Origin of the sequence: Curtobacterium sp. A7_M15 (genome assembly GCF_030705415.1) — a bacterium.
In the GTDB taxonomy this organism is placed as follows: domain Bacteria; phylum Actinomycetota; class Actinomycetes; order Actinomycetales; family Microbacteriaceae; genus Curtobacterium.
In genome coordinates this window covers 1-15017 of sequence record NZ_JAUZED010000089.1, presented here as the reverse complement: position 1 = coordinate 15017, position 15017 = coordinate 1, and the positions used below count along the sequence as shown (strand labels likewise).

At 71.8% G+C, this 15017-nt stretch carries 12 protein-coding genes and 1 tRNA gene; 6 read left to right on the top strand and 7 right to left on the bottom strand.

Going from position 1 to position 15017, the window contains the following annotated elements; genetic code table 11:
* Positions 1 to 113: 113 nt before the first annotated feature.
* Complete coding sequence (locus tag Q7F20_RS14280) at positions 114 to 743, bottom strand: TetR/AcrR family transcriptional regulator (RefSeq protein WP_305740741.1); 630 nt, start codon at positions 741 to 743, stop codon at positions 114 to 116.
* A gap of 284 nt (positions 744 to 1027) precedes the next feature.
* Positions 1028 to 1813, bottom strand: coding sequence for a trimeric intracellular cation channel family protein (locus tag Q7F20_RS14275; RefSeq protein ID WP_305740740.1), 786 nt, complete (start codon positions 1811 to 1813; stop codon positions 1028 to 1030).
* Between the two features lie 69 nt (positions 1814 to 1882).
* On the opposite strand from Q7F20_RS14275, the gene efeU reads away from it, so the two are divergent.
* From efeU to efeB, 3 genes are read left to right on the top strand one after another with little or no spacing between them, the layout of a single operon-like run.
* Positions 1883 to 3472, top strand: coding sequence for an iron uptake transporter permease EfeU (gene efeU, locus Q7F20_RS14270; protein ID WP_305740739.1), 1590 nt, complete (start codon positions 1883 to 1885; stop codon positions 3470 to 3472).
* Complete coding sequence (gene efeO, locus Q7F20_RS14265; protein WP_305740738.1) at positions 3459 to 4682, top strand: iron uptake system protein EfeO; 1224 nt, start codon at positions 3459 to 3461, stop codon at positions 4680 to 4682. The genes efeU and efeO overlap by 14 nt, the downstream gene beginning before the upstream one ends.
* Positions 4577 to 6079: an iron uptake transporter deferrochelatase/peroxidase subunit gene (gene efeB, locus Q7F20_RS14260; protein ID WP_370871689.1), complete on the top strand. Its 1503-nt coding sequence runs from the start codon at positions 4577 to 4579 to the stop codon at positions 6077 to 6079. The genes efeO and efeB overlap by 106 nt, the downstream gene beginning before the upstream one ends.
* A gap of 304 nt (positions 6080 to 6383) precedes the next feature.
* On the opposite strand, the gene Q7F20_RS14255 is transcribed toward efeB, so the two are convergent.
* The 3 genes from Q7F20_RS14255 to Q7F20_RS14245 form a co-directional block, all read right to left on the bottom strand.
* Positions 6384 to 8744: a bifunctional UDP-sugar hydrolase/5'-nucleotidase gene (locus tag Q7F20_RS14255; protein WP_305740736.1), complete on the bottom strand. Its 2361-nt coding sequence runs from the start codon at positions 8742 to 8744 to the stop codon at positions 6384 to 6386.
* 79 nt (positions 8745 to 8823) lie between these two features.
* Positions 8824 to 9747, bottom strand: coding sequence for a sugar phosphate isomerase/epimerase (locus tag Q7F20_RS14250; RefSeq protein WP_305740735.1), 924 nt, complete (start codon positions 9745 to 9747; stop codon positions 8824 to 8826).
* Complete coding sequence (locus Q7F20_RS14245; protein ID WP_305740734.1) at positions 9744 to 10913, bottom strand: Gfo/Idh/MocA family protein; 1170 nt, start codon at positions 10911 to 10913, stop codon at positions 9744 to 9746. The genes Q7F20_RS14250 and Q7F20_RS14245 overlap by 4 nt, the downstream gene beginning before the upstream one ends.
* Before the next feature lie 82 nt (positions 10914 to 10995).
* Here Q7F20_RS14245 and Q7F20_RS14240 point away from each other — a divergent pair, with 82 nt between their 5' ends.
* From Q7F20_RS14240 to Q7F20_RS14230, 3 genes are all read left to right on the top strand, one after another.
* Positions 10996 to 12420, top strand: a complete 1425-nt coding sequence (locus Q7F20_RS14240; protein WP_305740733.1) for a glucose-6-phosphate dehydrogenase — start codon at positions 10996 to 10998, stop codon at positions 12418 to 12420.
* Between the two features lie 28 nt (positions 12421 to 12448).
* The gene (locus Q7F20_RS14235; RefSeq protein WP_305740732.1) at positions 12449 to 13234 is read left to right on the top strand and encodes a dienelactone hydrolase family protein; all 786 of its coding nucleotides are present in this window, start codon (positions 12449 to 12451) and stop codon (positions 13232 to 13234) included.
* 90 nt (positions 13235 to 13324) lie between these two features.
* Positions 13325 to 13397, top strand: a tRNA-Arg gene (locus Q7F20_RS14230).
* Positions 13398 to 13544: 147 nt separating this feature from the next.
* On the opposite strand, the gene Q7F20_RS14225 is transcribed toward Q7F20_RS14230, so the two are convergent.
* Both Q7F20_RS14225 and Q7F20_RS14220 read right to left on the bottom strand, forming a co-directional pair.
* Positions 13545 to 13805 carry a hypothetical protein gene (locus Q7F20_RS14225; protein WP_305740731.1) on the bottom strand — a complete coding sequence of 87 codons (261 nt, stop codon included), beginning with the start codon at positions 13803 to 13805 and terminating at the stop codon, positions 13545 to 13547.
* Between the two features lie 56 nt (positions 13806 to 13861).
* Entirely contained in the window at positions 13862 to 14956 is a 1095-nt protein-coding gene (locus tag Q7F20_RS14220) for a hypothetical protein (RefSeq protein ID WP_305740730.1), read from the bottom strand.
* Between the last annotated feature and the right edge of the window lie 61 nt (positions 14957 to 15017).

Genomic DNA, 15017 nt, shown 5'->3' with positions numbered 1-15017 from the left:
CGGCGCGCGGCCCGGCGCGGCCGCGCAGCACTGTGCGAGGTTCCGTGCAGGGTGCGGGGCCCGCAGGGTCCCACGGCGCGCGGAACCTCGCACACTGCGTGGCCCGCGCGGCGTCAGCGCGGGCGGATGACCGCCTCGACGAGCGCCGCGACGACCTCGCCCGGGTTCACCCCGGGCAGCGCCGCCGCGTCGAACACGATCCCCACGTTCGCCCCGATGAGCACCCGGGAGAAGTCCTCGAGCGACATCCCCGGGTCGATCTCCGGGTGCGCCCCGAACCAGAGCTCCACGAGCTCGAACACGCCGTCCTGCAGTTCCCGCCGCTGCCGCACGAACTCGGGCATGAACTCGGGGTGCCGGATCGCGTACCCGCGGAACTCCGACAGCAGGGCGAACTGGCCGCTCTGGTCGTGCCGCCCGAACGCGGCCCGGACGACGTCGCCGATGTCGACCGCGGCGATGTCGGCCCGCACGAGTTCCCGCAAGGAGCCGAGCACGAGGTTCGTCGCGCGCTGCATGACCTGCGCGACGAGGTCCTCCTTCGACGAGAAGTTCGAGTAGACGGCGCCCTTGCTGAAGCCGGCGCGTGCGGCGACCTCGTCGAGTCGCGCCTCGTGCACGCCCTGCTCGGCGAAGACCTGGGCTCCGGCGGTGAGGAGGCGTTCCCGCACCTCGGCGCGCGGGGTCCGTGGCGTGGGCGAGCCGCTGACGGAGCTGCTGGGATCGGAGGCGTCGTCGCTCATCGGTTCCTGATTCGACGGGCCCGCCGTGATCCGTCGGGTCCGGCTTCGTCGGGCTGGCGTGGTGGTGGGTCACGACCATTGTGCTGGAGGCAGGTGCGTCGGGAGACCTGCCGCGCCGCGCGTCTGATCCCGCGCGGCATCAGCGAAGCCCCCAACCACAGGTCCGTGCGGAACCGGCGCGTTCGGGTCGCGTCGGTGCTCCTGCGGACCATGGATGCCGGGTCGATACCCGGCGGTACCGATGCTACAACCGAGCGCCGACAGATGACAGCCTCTCGCCCGATTCAGCCGTCCGATGCGTCAGCGGAGCCCGATTCGTTCTCGTGGTGCACGCTGCCGGCGCCGGAACGCCGACCCGGCCGTCGCAGCAACCGGATCGCGTCCGGCCGGAGCTTCCGGCCACGTTGGAGCAGCGAGCCGAGCGTGGACTTCGGCTGCCACTCGCGACCGTTCGGCAGCCCCCATCCGCGTCGGACCGCACCCCAGCGCAGTCCGAGGGACAGCACGATCGCGGCGACGATGCCGATCGAAGGGGACCCCAGGTGCGACGCGACGACCATCACGGCCGACGCGGCGACGGCGACGGTGGCGTAGAGCGCGTTGCCGCCGAACACCGCGGGGACCCGGCGGAGCAGCAGGTCGCGCATCGCGCCGCCGCCGACCGCCGTGATCGTGCCCATGATGATCGCGGCCGGCCAGTCCAGCCCGGCGTCGAACGTCCGCTGCACCCCGACCACCGACCAGAAGCCGATGACCGCGGCGTCGAGGACGGTGAACAGTCGGTCCCACGTCAGCTCGGAGAACGACACGAAGAAGGCGATGAGCGCCCCGGCGATCGCGACCGGCACGTACAGCGGGTCGACGAGCGCGACGGGCGGCCCGTTCTGCAGCAGGGTGTCCCGGAGCATGCCGCCGCCGAGGCCGGACACGAACCCGACGACGAGGAACCCGAACAGGTCGAAGTCCATCGTCCGCGCGAGCGAACCGCCGAGCAGCGCCGACGCGAACACCCCGGCCAGGTCGAGCACGTTCGTGACCGAGGCCAGGCCATCGACGGACAGCAGGTTCATGAGAACCATCAAACATCACCGGCGGGAGGTGGCGGTCCGCGCGCGGGTTAGGTTAGCCTCACCTTTGCCATGCTCGCCACCCTCGTCATCGGCCTCCGTGAAGGCCTCGAAGCGACGCTCATCGTCGGCATCATCGCCGCGTTCCTCCGTCGCAACCGCGTTCCCCTCGCCCCCATGTGGCTCGGCGTCGGGGTCGCCGTGGTGCTCAGCATCGCGGTGGGCTTCGGCCTGCAGATCGTCGAGCAGGCCCTCCCGCAGGCCCAGCAGGAGGGCATGGAGGCGATCATCGGCATCGTCGCCGTGGTCTTCGTCACGGGCATGATCGTCTGGATGCGCACCCACGCGCGCACCCTCTCGAAGGAGCTCGAGGCGAGTGCGACCGAGGCCCTGGGCCGCGGCACCGCCTGGGCCCTCGCCGGCATGGCGTTCCTCGCCGTCCTCAAGGAGGGCTTCGAGACCGCGGTGTTCCTGCTCGCCACGTTCCAGGCCTCCTCGGACACCGGGCTCGCGGCGCTCGGTGCGGTGATCGGCATCGCGGGAGCCGTCGTCATCGGCTACGGCATCTACACCGGCGGGGTCCGGCTGGACCTGGCGAAGTTCTTCACCGGCACCGGTGTCTTCCTCGTGTTCGTCGCGGGCGGCCTCGTCCTGACCGTGCTCCGCCGTGCGCACGAGGCCGGCTGGATCGTGATCGGACAGCAGCGCACCGTCGACCTCGGCTGGCTCGCGCCGAACGGCTCCGTGCAGGGCGCGCTCGTCACCGGCGTCCTCGGCATCCCACCGGACCCGCGGGTGATCGAGGTCCTCGGCTGGCTGCTCTACGTCGTCCCCGTCCTCGCGATCTCGCTGTGGCCACGTGCCTGGCGCCCGTCCCGGGGGCGCGTCCCGGCCGTCCGGATCGGCATCGCCGGGATCCTCGCCGTCGCGGCTGCTGCGCTCGCGATCGCCGTCCCGACGGGTGGTGTGCACCTGCCGCGCACCACGGCCGTCACCGGCGACGCCACGTCCGTCACCGCTTCCGTCGAGGGGGCGTCGGCCGTCCTCCGCACCACCGGCAGCGGACGGGAGGCGCAGCTCACCCTGCCCGCATCGACCCACCGCCGCGTCACCCGCGCGGGCGTGACCGCCGACCGCTGGCGGCGGACCGAGGACGCCAGCGCCGCGCAGCGCCCGTCGAGCCTGACGCTCGACGACCTCGTGGACCTCTTCGGCCGCGTCCCCGTCGGGATCTCACCGAGCACGAACCCCGGGCCGTTCTCGGCGCGCTGGACCGTCCGCGACACCGTCAGTCTGTGGACGGTCCGGGGTGGGGTCCTGGACGCGAGCCGCTCGGAACGCACCGTGCTCACGCTCGGCGGTGGGGGCCTCCCGTCCGCTCGCACCACCACGCTCGACCGCACCGTCTGGTCCGTGCCGGACGCTCGCGTCGAGCAGTCCGCCACCGCCGTGGCAGCCGCGGACACCCGCTCCGCCGAGCTGCTGCTCTGGAAGGCCTGGCTGCCGATCGCCCTGGGCGTCGCCGCCGCTGCCCAGGCGGTGCTCGCCCTCCGCGACCGTCGTCGCCGGCCGGAGCCCACGACCACCACCCCCGAAACCGACCCGTCGCGCGGCCCACCCGCGGACGACCCCACGAGGAGCCCTGAGTATGCCGTTCGGTAGGACTGCCCGCCCCCTGACCGCCCTCGGCGCCCTCGGCGTCGTCACCGCCCTCGCCCTGACGGGCTGCGCGAGCTCGTCCACGTCGGCGGGCGACACCGCGAGCAGCTCCGGCAAGGTCTCCCGCGTCTCGGTCACGTTGACGAACGACGGCTCCGACACGTGCACCGTGTCGACCACGGAGGTCCCCGCCGGCCCGGTCACGTTCACCGTGAAGAACGAGTCGTCGACCGCGATCACCGAGGTCGAGCTGCTGCAGGACCAGCGCATCCTCGGTGAGAAGGAGAACCTCGCGCCCGGGCTCGCCGCCGTGCAGTTCACCGCGACGCTCACCGGCGGGAAGTACCAGGTGTACTGCCCCGGTGCCGACCGGGAGCTCACCGACTTCACCGTCACCGGCAAGGTGACCTCGACGGCGAACAGCAGCGCCGCGACCCTCCTCGACGAGGGCACGAAGGGCTACGCCGAGTACGTCGACGGCCAGGTCACCGACATGGTCGCCGCGGTCGAGCAGCTGCAGAAGGACGTCGACGCGGGTGACCTCGCGGCAGCCAAGACCGACTACGCGAACGCCCGACCGTTCTACGAGCACGTCGAGAGCGACGTCGACGGCTTCGTGAAGAAGGGCTTCAAGGCGACCGACAACGCCGGCAACCTCGACTACCTCATCGACATGCGCGCATCGAACCTCGACCCTGCGGTCGGCTGGAGCGGGTTCCACGCGGTCGAGAAGGACCTCTTCGAGGCCGGATCGATCACGGCGTCGACCAAGAAGACCGCCGCCGACCTGACCGAGAACGTGCAGCTGCTGGCGAAGCTCGTGCCGACGCTCGACTACAAGCCGGAGGACCTCGCCAACGGTGCCGCCGGCCTGCTCGAGGAGGTCCAGTCGAACAAGGTCACCGGCGAGGAGGAGGCGTACAGCCACATCGACCTCGTCGACCTCGCCGCCAACGTCGAGGGCGCCCGCCAGGCCTTCGCGTACCTCAAGCCCGGCCTCACGAAGCTCGACCCGACGCTGACGAAGCAGATCGCGACGCAGTTCGACCGCACGAACACGCTCATGGACGGCTACCGCGACGCCGACGACCTCGGTGGCTTCACCACGTGGGACGCCGCGACCAAGGCCTCGGACGCGAACACGATCTCGCAGCAGGTCCAGGCACTGCAGGACCCGCTGTCCCGCCTCGCCGAGAAGGTCGCCACGGCGTGACGACCCCGGACGTCCCGGGTCCGGGAGCGGCTGCGCCCGGTCGCCCGACGGCGCCCCCCGCCGGACGCCGCGCCCCCGCGCACCGGGGCGCAACGACCACCCCGGGGCGCGACTCCGCAACCGTCTCCCGCCGCGGGCTCTTCGGCGCCGGCGTGACCGCCGGTGTCGCCGCGGCCGGAGCCGGCCTCGGCGCCGCGGCCGGGGTCGCCGGTGCCACGGCCGCGACCGGGGTGAACCCGTTCACGGCAGCGGCGAACGGCGACGAGTCGATCGACCTCTCGCAGAGCCACCCGTTCTACGCGACGACCACGCGCCAGCCGCAGGGCGGGGTACGGACCGCTCCGCAGCGCTACTGCGTGTTCATGACGTTCGACATGTCGTCCACGGTCCGGACCGACCTGCAGGTGCTCCTCGCGCGCTGGTCCGCGTCGATCGCGCAGCTGCAGGCCGGCAAGACCGTGGGCAGCGTCGAACCCGCCCACGGCGACGGCGTCGGCGCGGACACGGGGGAGGCGCTCGACCTCGGCCCCGCATCGCTGACGGTCACGGTCGGCCTCGGGCCGGGGATCTTCGACGAGCGCTTCGGGCTGGCGTCGAAGCGGCCGGCCCGGCTCGCCGCGATCCCGACGTTGCCGAGCGACAACCTCGACCGTGCCCTCACCGGTGGTGACCTGTCGCTGCAGGCCTGTGCGGACGATCCCCAGGTGGCGTACCACGCGGTCCGCGACCTCGCCCGGATGGCCCGCGGCACCGCGACCGTGCGGTGGACGGTGCTCGGCTTCGGCCGCGCCTCGGCCGGGCCGGACCAGTCCACGCCCCGGAACCTCATGGGGTTCAAGGACGGCACCCGGAACATCACGACCGACGAGGACTACGACCGCTTCGTCTGGGTCGACGAGCCGGGGTCCGGCGCCGGCTGGATGCGCGGCGGCACGTACCAGGTGGTGCGGAAGATCCGGATGAACATCGAGATCTGGGACGCGGACGTCGTCAGCGACCAGCAGCGGGTGTTCGGCCGGACGAAGGTCGAGGGCGCACCGCTCTCCGGCGGCTCGGAGCACACCACGCCCGACTTCCACGCCACCGGGTCGGACGGCACGACGAAGATCGATCCGACGTCGCACATCGCGCTCGCGGCCCACGAGGCGAACGGCGGCGTGAAGATCCTGCGACGGCCGTACAACTACACGGACGGGCTGAACGAGTACGGGCAGCTCGACGCCGGGCTGCTCTTCGCCGCGTACACGAACGACCCGGAGCACTTCACGACGCTCCAGCGGAAGCTCGGCGCGTCCGACCGGCTCAACGAGTACGTCTCGCACATCGGGAGCGGCGTGTTCGCCGTCCCACCCGCGCCGCGGAAGGGCTCGTACATCGGCGAGCAGCTCTTCCTCTGAGGAAGTGAGATGGGTGCCCTCCGTCGTTTCCCTGGAGACGGAGAGCACCCGCGTCGCGGAGTCCCCCGGGCGGAACCACCGTCCGGGATGAGAGGCGACCCAGCGCGACGCGTCGCGATGCGACAGGGCTGAGCGTACCCCGCGGATCGACGGTGCAGCAGGGAAGCACCGTGATGGGACAAGCACCCCCGGCACCCGCCGACCGGCACCGACGCTGCGGGCCGGCACCGCGCTTCCTGGACCCACGAGGACGGGCGGCCCCCCCGGGGGGGGACGGCCCGTCCTGCTTCCTGGAGGCGCGGCGTCAGTCCGTCAGGTCCGTCGCCTCGCGCTCGGCGCGCTTCCGACGTGCGATCACCATCGCCACGAGACCTGCGAGGAGCAGGAGGCCGGCTGCGACGGCCGGGGCCGCGATGTCGGCACCCGTGTACGCGAGCGCTCCGCCGGCGTTCGCCGGGACCGTGCCGTCAACGACGCCGTCGCCGTCGGTGTCGACACCGACCGCTCCGCCGTCGCTGCCGCCCCCCGGAGTGCCGGGGTCGGTCGGGTCGGTGGGCTCGGCCGGGTCCGTGGGGTCGGCCGGGTCGGCCGGGTCCACGGCGGCCGCGACGGGGATCGTCACCGCGAGCGTGACCGTCTGGCCGTTCGGCAGCGTGACGACGAGGGGTTCGTCGGTCGTGGCGGCCGGAGCCACCGCGGCGGCGAGGGTCGTGGAGGACGCACGCGCACCGGCGGCCACCGGGCTCGGCACCGCTCCCGGCACCTCGAAGGTCAGCTCCGCGGTGCCCTGCTCGTCGGTCTTGTCGATCACGGTCGGGTCGACGGCAGCGGTCGCGAGGGGATCGCCGTCGCCCGCGGCGATCGACACCGTCCCGGCCTTCGACGGGTCGTCGCTCGAGAACACGAGCGAGGAGAGCTGGACCGTGACCTCGTCACCGGGCTGGAAGCCGCCCCTCGGGGTCGGGGTGACCGTCACACCCACGGCGCGCTGGTCGGTGGGCGGGCTGATCGCCGATCCGTCCTGCGCGGCGAAGTAGTCCACCTGTGCCTGCAGGTCGACCTGCCCGGAGTCGGCCTTGTTCGTCCCCGTGGTGAAGGCGGCGAAGTTGTCGCCACCGGTCGACAGGAACGAGTTCACCGTGACCTTGAGCGTGTCGGTCAGGGCGATCGGCTCGCCGTCCAGCGTCATGGACGTGATCCGCTCACCACGACCCTGCGAGGGGTCGTAGGTGTACGCGAAGCCGTCGGAGACGCCGAGCTTGAGGAACGGGCGCTCCAGACCGTCGGGCTGCCACTGCTGCTCGAGGGCGGCCTTGATCTGCGCGCCGGTCATGTCCTCGGTGACGAGGGTGTTCGCGAACGGCTGGACGAGCGCCGCTTCCTTGTACGTGACGGTGCCGTCGGGGTCCGTCGCACCGCTCGACGCGAACAGCATGTCGGTGCGGAGTCCTCCGGGGTTCATGAAGGCGACCTGCGAGCCGTTGCGCTCCGTCGCCCACCGCTGCACCTCGGCGATGAAGTTGCCGAGGTTGGACTCGCCACCGCGGTTCTCGGTCTTCCCGTCGGACTGGACCGCCCGCCGGTAGTCCGCCGTGATCTCGCCGAGCTTCTCGGCACCCTTCACGTCGGCCACGGCCTTGGCTGCGGAGACGATCCCGGACACCTCGTCGACCGAGGACCGGTCGGCCGGCACGGTGGTCTCGGCGTTGATCGACTTCACGTCCGCGGTGATGCTCGTCAGCTTCTTGTCCGCGTCGACCGTGAGGCGCAGGTGGCCGTAGTTGACGCCGTACGAGCCGGTCTGGATCACCGGGCGCTTCGTGCCGTCCGGGCCGGCGATCGAGTGGTTGTACGTGGCGTGGGTGTGTGCCGAGACGATCGCGGAGACCTTCGACGAGACGCCGGAGGTGATCTTGCCGAAGGCGCCGGAGCCGGTCGCGTCGGCGATCGAGCCCGTGGTCGCGCCCTCGTGCACGAGCAGGACGAGGACGTCGGCCTCGCCGTTCTCGGTCTCGCCGTCGGTCAGCTCGGTCGCGTACCGGTTCACCTGGCTGACGATCGGGGCCATCGCGAGGCCCTCGACGCCGCCGGGGCTGACCAGGCCGGGGATGAGGTCCTCGGTCGTGGCGCCGATGAAGCCGATCCTGACCCCGCTCTTCTCGATGACCTCGAAAGGCTTGAACGCCGGTTCCGTCGTCCCCTCCCTGACGATGTTCGCCGAGATGTACTGCCACTCGGCACGGTCCTCGATGCGCCCGGTCAGGTCGTCCTGGCCCTTGTCGAGCTCGTGGTTGCCGATGGCGCTGACGTCGAGGTCCATCGCGTTCAGGGCGTCGATCGTCGGGGCGTCCTGCTGGATGAGCGACGTGAAGGTCGAGGCGCCGACGTTGTCGCCGACGCTCGCGAAGATGGTGTTGGGGTTGGCTTCGCGGTACGACTGCACGACGCCGGCGAGCTTCGCGGCGCCGGCGGCCTTGTCGGCGGCGGTGCCCTCGGACTCGATGCGACCGTGGAAGTCGTTGACGTCGAGGATGTCGATCGTGGTGTCCCCGTCGGCGGCGAGTGCGGCGGACGGGACGGACAGGGCGACGAGCACGCCGGCGGTGGCGAGTGCTGCGCCGCCGACGAGGCGCCGTCGTCGGCGCGGGGAGGTGTGAGCGTTCATCGCCCACGAACCTATGAAGCCGTACAGCCGACGCGCCAGGGTGTGCCGCAACACGTCATGTGTTGTTCACACGCAACAGTCACTCGACGGCGATGAGCGGCCGCAGCGTGCGGTGGGCGATCCGGAGCCCCTCGAGGACCTTCTCGTCGGTGCCGCCCCACAGCGGGTCCTCGTGCTCGACGCTGAGGGTGCCGTCGAAGCCGGCCTCGTACAGTCGGTCGACGACGTGCGGCCAGTCCACCACGCCGCGCCCGGGCACCCGGAAGCGCCACCAGCCCATGTCCCACGGGTCGTCGCCCTTGTCGACCTTGCCGAAGAACCCGTACTCGTCGCGCTTGCGCGGGAAGAGCTCGACGTCCTTCGCCTGGGCGTGCACGATGTGCTCCGCGAACGGCAGGATCGTCTCCACCGGGTCGATGCCGATCCAGGTCAGGTGCGACGGGTCCCAGTTCAGCCCGAAGCCGAGCCCGGTGACCCAGTCCCAGAGCTCGGGGGAGTACGCGAGGTTGCCCGGGTACCCGTCCGGGTGCCACCCCTCCATGACGCAGTTCTCGATGATCAACCGCACACCGCGCTCGCCGGCGTAGTCGACGAGCTCCGGCAGCACCCGGTCACCCTCGGCCATGTTCTCGCGCACCGACCTCGAGTTGTCGCGGCCGATGAACGTGCCGACGTACGGCACCCCGAGGGCCTGCGCGGTGTCGATCGCGTGGAACAGGTGGGCCTTGACCTCGGCGCGACGGTCGAGGTCCTGGTGCAGGTTGTTCTCGTAGTACGCGAGCGCCGAGATCTCGAGTCCGGTCCGGTCCAGCAGTGTCCGGGTGGCCTCGGCGTCGTCGTCGGTGAAGGTCGCCACGGGGAGGTGGGCCGCTTCGAAGTCGCGTCCGCCCGTGCCGGGCCAGACGCCGACCTCGAGGCGCTCGTACCCCTGCTGCTGCGCGAACCCGGCGATGCGGTCGAGCGACCACCCGGGCAGGCAGGCCGTCAGCATCCCGAGCTTCACCGGATCGCTCCCCACGTGCCGTCGGCCGCGCTGCCGACCACGGCGTCGATGATGTGCGCCGACCGTGCCCCGTCCGCGAACGTCGGCAGGCCCTCGGGCCACCCGTCAGGGTCGGGTCCGCTCCGGACCGCCTCGTAGGTGTCGGCGACGAAGGCCGCGAACGCGTCGAGGTAGCCCTGTGGGTGTCCCGACGGCACCACTGCGAGGCGCCGCTGGTCCGGCGCCCCGAGCGACGGGTCGCGGACGACGATCTGCGCGCCGCGCTCGTTGCCGAACCACGCCGACTCGGGCTGCTCCTGGTCGAAGGCCGCCGACCCGCGGGTGCCGTCCACCTCGAACCACAGTCGGTTCTTCCGCCCGGAGGCCACCTGCGAGATGACCACGTTGCCGATCCGACCGCTCGCGGTCCGGAAGGTCGCGACGGCGGTGTCCTCGGTGGTGACCTCGGCGCGCTGCGAGGCGTCGGCGACGGGGTCGGGGTCGGGGGAGCCGGAGAACGACGGGCCGGACGCCGCCGGACGCGTCGGGTAGACGATGTCGGTCGCTGCCGAGACGGCGGCGAACCGCTCGCCCGTGACGAACTCGACGAGGTCGCACCAGTGCGAGCCGATGTCGGCGAACGCCCGGGACAGGCCGCCCGAGCCGGCGTCGACCCGCCACGACGAGGCGTCCTCGTCGAGCATCCAGTCCTGCAGGTAGTGGCCGTGCACGGCGAGGACGCGTCCCAGGTCGCCGTCGGCGATGCGCCCGCGGATCTCACGGACGATCGGGTGGTACCGGTAGACGAACGGCACCGTGGCCACGACGCCCGCTCGCTGCGCCGCCTCGACCAGTTCGTCGGCCTCGGCGGAGTCGATCGCGAGCGGCTTCTCGCAGACGACGTTGATGCCGGCGCGGATGACCGCGAGGGCCTGCGGGTGGTGCTGGTCGTTCGGCGTGCAGACGTGCACGACGTCGGGAGCATCGGCGATCACCTCGTCGAGCGAGGCGTACCCGCGGGGCAGGTCGAGCTGGGCGGCGACCTGCTCGGAACGGGACGGACTCCGGCCGAGCACCCCGAGCACCTCGGCACCGGCCGCGCGGGCTGCCCGCGCGTGGACGCCGGCGATCATGCCCGTCCCGACCACGGCGACGCGCGTGCGTCGCCCTCCGTACCCACTGCTCATGGTGCTCCCTCGCGCCGGACTGGACCCCACCGTACCGACGTCTCCCGGCCACACGCCGGAACGCGTGAGTACGTTCTGGGGCATGTCGAGCCTCCAGACCTCCCTGCTCATCCTCGGTGCCAGCGGCGACCTGTCCAAGCGCCTGCTGCTGCCGGGCCTGGCCACCCTCCTCGAGGTGAAGGACGACTGGGACGTCCAGCTCGTCGGAGCCGGCGTCGAGGACATCTCCGACGCCGACTGGAAGGCGCAGGTCCGAGAGTCCTTCGAGAACGCGCAGGCGTCGAAGAACGAGGAGGACGAGGGCGCTGCCGACGGCGGTGAGCACCTCAGCAAGCGGCTCCGCGACGTCATCGACGCCTCGACCTACCGCAAGGCCGACGTCACCGACGCGGACGACCTCCGGGCCCTGCTCGGCGACTGCCGCTACGACCCCGCGATCTACTTCGCCCTGCCGCCCGCCGTCACCGAGAAGAGCTGTGAGGTGCTCAAGGACCTCGACCTGCCGTCCGGGACGCGCCTGGCGCTGGAGAAGCCGTTCGGCACCGACGCCGAGAGTGCCGAGCACCTCAACGACGTGCTGCACTCGTTCCTCCCCGAGGAGCGTATCCACCGGGTCGACCACTTCCTCGGCCGCTCCACCGTCCTGAACCTGCTCGGCCTGCGCTTCGCGAACCGCATCGTCGAGCCGCTGCTGTCGTCCGCGCACGTCGCCCGCGTCGACATCGTCTACGACGAGACCCTCGGACTCGAGGGACGTGCCCGCTACTACGACAAGGCCGGCGCACTCGTCGACATGATCCAGAGCCACCTGCTCCAGGTGATGGCCGTGGTCGCGATGGAGGCACCGGCGTCCATCGACGCGGACGACCTGCGCACCCAGAAGGAGCTCGTGCTCCGAGCCGTCCGGCCCTGGGGCGGTGACGTCGTCGCGGCGGGCAAGCGCGCTCGGTACACCGCGGGCACGATCGGCGACCGCTCGCTGCCGTCGTACGTCGACGAGGACGGCGTGGACCCGTCCCTCGGCACCGAGACCCTCGCCCAGCTCACCCTCGAGATCGCGAACTGGCGCTGGGCCGGAGTGCCCTTCACACTGCGGTCCGGCAAGGCCCTCGCGAAGCAGCGGCGCGAGATCGTCATCACGTTCAAGGACTCGCCGCACGTGCCCGACGGTCTGTCCGGCGCCGAGCGGCCCGACCGCCTGCGCATCTGGATCGCCCCGGACGAGATGCAGCTCGAACTGAACGTGAACGGCCCCGGCGACCCCTACACGATCGACCACACCGTGCTCGAGACGACCTTCAACCCCGGACGCCTCAGCGCCTACGGCGAGGTCCTCGCCGGGGTGCTCGAAGGCGACGCCACGCTCTCCGTCCGCGGGGACAGCGCCGTGCAGGGGTGGAAGGTCGTCGAGCCGTTCCTGCAGGCCTGGCGGAGCGGGAAGACCCCGCTCGACGACTACGCGGCGGGCTCCGAGGGCCCCGGTTCCTGGGACAACATCGACTGCTGACCGCCCGGCGCGGCGTAGGTTCGGACGGGTGACCACCGCCCACGACGTCCTGCAGACCGTTCCCGAAGCCGCCGGAGCCGACGTCCACGTCGACGCCGTCCGCTACGACCACGAGGGCACCGCGCTGCTCGGCGTGCTGGCGAAGGACACGGCCCTCGCCGGTCGTCGCCCGGCCGTGCTCGTCGTGCACGACTGGCACGGCGTCAACGAGCACGTCGAGGCGCGCGTCACGATGCTCGCCAGGCTCGGGTACGTGGCCTTCGGTGCCGACGTCTACGGTGAGGGCGTCCGGCCCGGCGACGACACCGCCGCTGAGGTCGCCGGGTCGTTCTACCAGGACCTCCCGCTCCTGCGGGCCCGCGTCCGCGCCGGCCTCGACCGACTCCTCGAGGACCCGGACGTCGACCCGGCGCGGGTCGTCGTGATGGGGTACTGCTTCGGCGGATCGGCGGCGCTCGAACTCGCGCGCACCGGTGCCGACCTCGTCGGAGCGGTCTCGTTCCACGGCGGGTTGCTCACGCACGACCCCTCCGACGCGGCCGACATCCGGGCCAAGCTCCTCGTCCTGACCGGCGCTGCGGACCCGGTCGTGCCGGACGACAAGGTCCAGGCGTGGCAGGACGAGATGCGAGCGACGCCGTCCGTCGACTGGCAGGTCGTCACCTACGCCGGGGCGATGCACGCCTTCGCGGTTCCCGGCACCGACGCACCGGACCACGGGGCGCAGTACCAGGCACGCGCCGACCGTCGATCGTGGCAGGCGCTCGAGGTGTTCCTCGCCGAGGTGTTCGACGAGGAGCTCGCCGCGCTCTGAGGGCCGACACGCCGAGGGGCGCGGTCGGCGGGTCTCGATTGGCGTTCGAGGCCGCAGCTGTTGTAGAGTCTTCCACGGCCGCAAGGCCACGCGCTCGTAGCTCAATGGATAGAGCATCTGACTACGGATCAGAAGGTTGGGGGTTCGAGTCCCTTCGAGCGCACAGCACCACCGAACCGATCGAAGGCCCCGTCGCACTGCGACGGGGCCTTCGTCGTTCCTGGACCGAGTGCGCGTCGGACACGACTGCGCGTCGGGCAGGAGGCGCGGTGCGGCCCCGGCCCGTGCCTCCTGTCCGGCGGTCGGCCGGTCAGCGCAGGCGCGCCGCGTGCTGCCGATCCTTGTCGTGCTCCCGCACGACCGCGCTCACCGCGAGCCACAGCAACAGCGACACGAACCACCAGAAGCTCACGACGGCAGCGGCACCGGCGAGCGACGCCGCGAGCGGCACGAGCTCCACCGAGTCCGGGCCTTTGCCGAAGATGACGATCGCCGAGACCCAGAGCCCGATCGCCGCCAGCAGGGAGATGATCCACACGACCAAGAGACCGTCGCGCCACCCGTTGTTCACGGGCACCACCGTACCGGAGCGTCCGTACAGGGTCGCACCGACGCCGGGCGCCGTCGTCAGGACAAGGTGATCGCCACGATCAACGCCGCGAACCCGAGCGCGACGGTCCCGACGATGAGCACCGTCCCCGCACCCCAGGTCGTCCGGAGCCGCCGTCCGGACGCCGCGACCTCCCGCACCCGCACGACCACGTCCCCGTCAGGGTCGGCAGCTCCCTCGGTGCGTTCGTCCCGCCACCGCGCCCAACGCTCGACCCGGTCGTCGAGGGCATCGACCGCCGCCGCGAGGGCCTCCCACCGCTCCGCCCGGTCGGTGATCAGGTCGCGTGCGCTGATGAGGTACATCCAGTCGTCCACGATCTCGACGTCGAGCCCCCGCAGGTGGTCGACGAGCCGCGCCATCACGTCGGGCGTGAACAGGTACAGCGCATCGCGTTCGTACCCGGCGGGGCAGTGGAGGCGGAAGTACCGGTCGAAGTCGCCCTCCAGCGAGAGCACCTGCGAGCCACGCACGACCGACGAGGTGTGCAGCGGGCGTCGGGGGCCGTCCTCGGACCGCAGCAGGATGTTCGGCAGCGCCACCGGCAGGCGCATCGCGCAGTACCCGCCGAACGCCGGCGAGGTGTTCGTCATCGTCGACCGAGCGAGCTCGTGGTTCGCGAACTCGAGCCCTCGGGGGCCGGGGGTCCGGAGTACCCGGTAGCAGTTCAACGCCCCACGACGTCCGAGTGGTGCGTCACGGAGTGTCCCGGTCGGACCGGGACTGTAGGTCATGCCGTTGGCCGCGGCGAACCGGGCGAGGCGGTGGTGGACGCGCTTCCGCGGGCGTCGGCGCCGCACCCGGATCCACGCCCAGGTGCAGAGGACGCCGGCCAGTCCGAGGAAGGCGCCGATGACGCTCTGCACGAGCACGGCGGTCGCCACGTCCTCGCCGCCCTCGGCGACGGTCGCGGTGATGACGAGGGCGAACGCGAGCAGGCCGATCGGCAGGCAGAGGGCGCCGGCACCGAGGACGATCCGCCGGACGAGTCCGACCAGGTCGCGTGCCTCGGGGTGCTCGGCGACGAGGGCCTTCCAGGTCCGTCGCACGTCGCGGCGGCGCACCGGCTCGGTGAGGGCGGTGGTGTCGATCGGTGTGCGCAGTGCCTGCACGGTTCCCCCCGGTTCGTGACCTCACGACCCTACCGGTCGGACAGACGGACGGGAGGCGCGG

Excerpts from the sequence above, each read along its gene's own strand:
- Q7F20_RS14280 (WP_305740741.1), bottom strand. The coding sequence starts at position 743 with ATGAGCGACGACGCCTCCGATCCCAGCAGCTCCGTCAGCGGCTCGCCC.
- Q7F20_RS14275 (WP_305740740.1), bottom strand. The coding sequence starts at position 1,813 with ATGAACCTGCTGTCCGTCGATGGCCTGGCCTCGGTCACGAACGTGCTC.
- efeU (WP_305740739.1), top strand. The coding sequence starts at position 1,883 with ATGCTCGCCACCCTCGTCATCGGCCTCCGTGAAGGCCTCGAAGCGACG.
- efeO (WP_305740738.1), top strand. The coding sequence starts at position 3,459 with ATGCCGTTCGGTAGGACTGCCCGCCCCCTGACCGCCCTCGGCGCCCTC.
- Q7F20_RS14255 (WP_305740736.1), bottom strand. The coding sequence starts at position 8,744 with ATGAACGCTCACACCTCCCCGCGCCGACGACGGCGCCTCGTCGGCGGC.
- Q7F20_RS14245 (WP_305740734.1), bottom strand. The coding sequence starts at position 10,913 with ATGAGCAGTGGGTACGGAGGGCGACGCACGCGCGTCGCCGTGGTCGGG.
- Q7F20_RS14240 (WP_305740733.1), top strand. The coding sequence starts at position 10,996 with ATGTCGAGCCTCCAGACCTCCCTGCTCATCCTCGGTGCCAGCGGCGAC.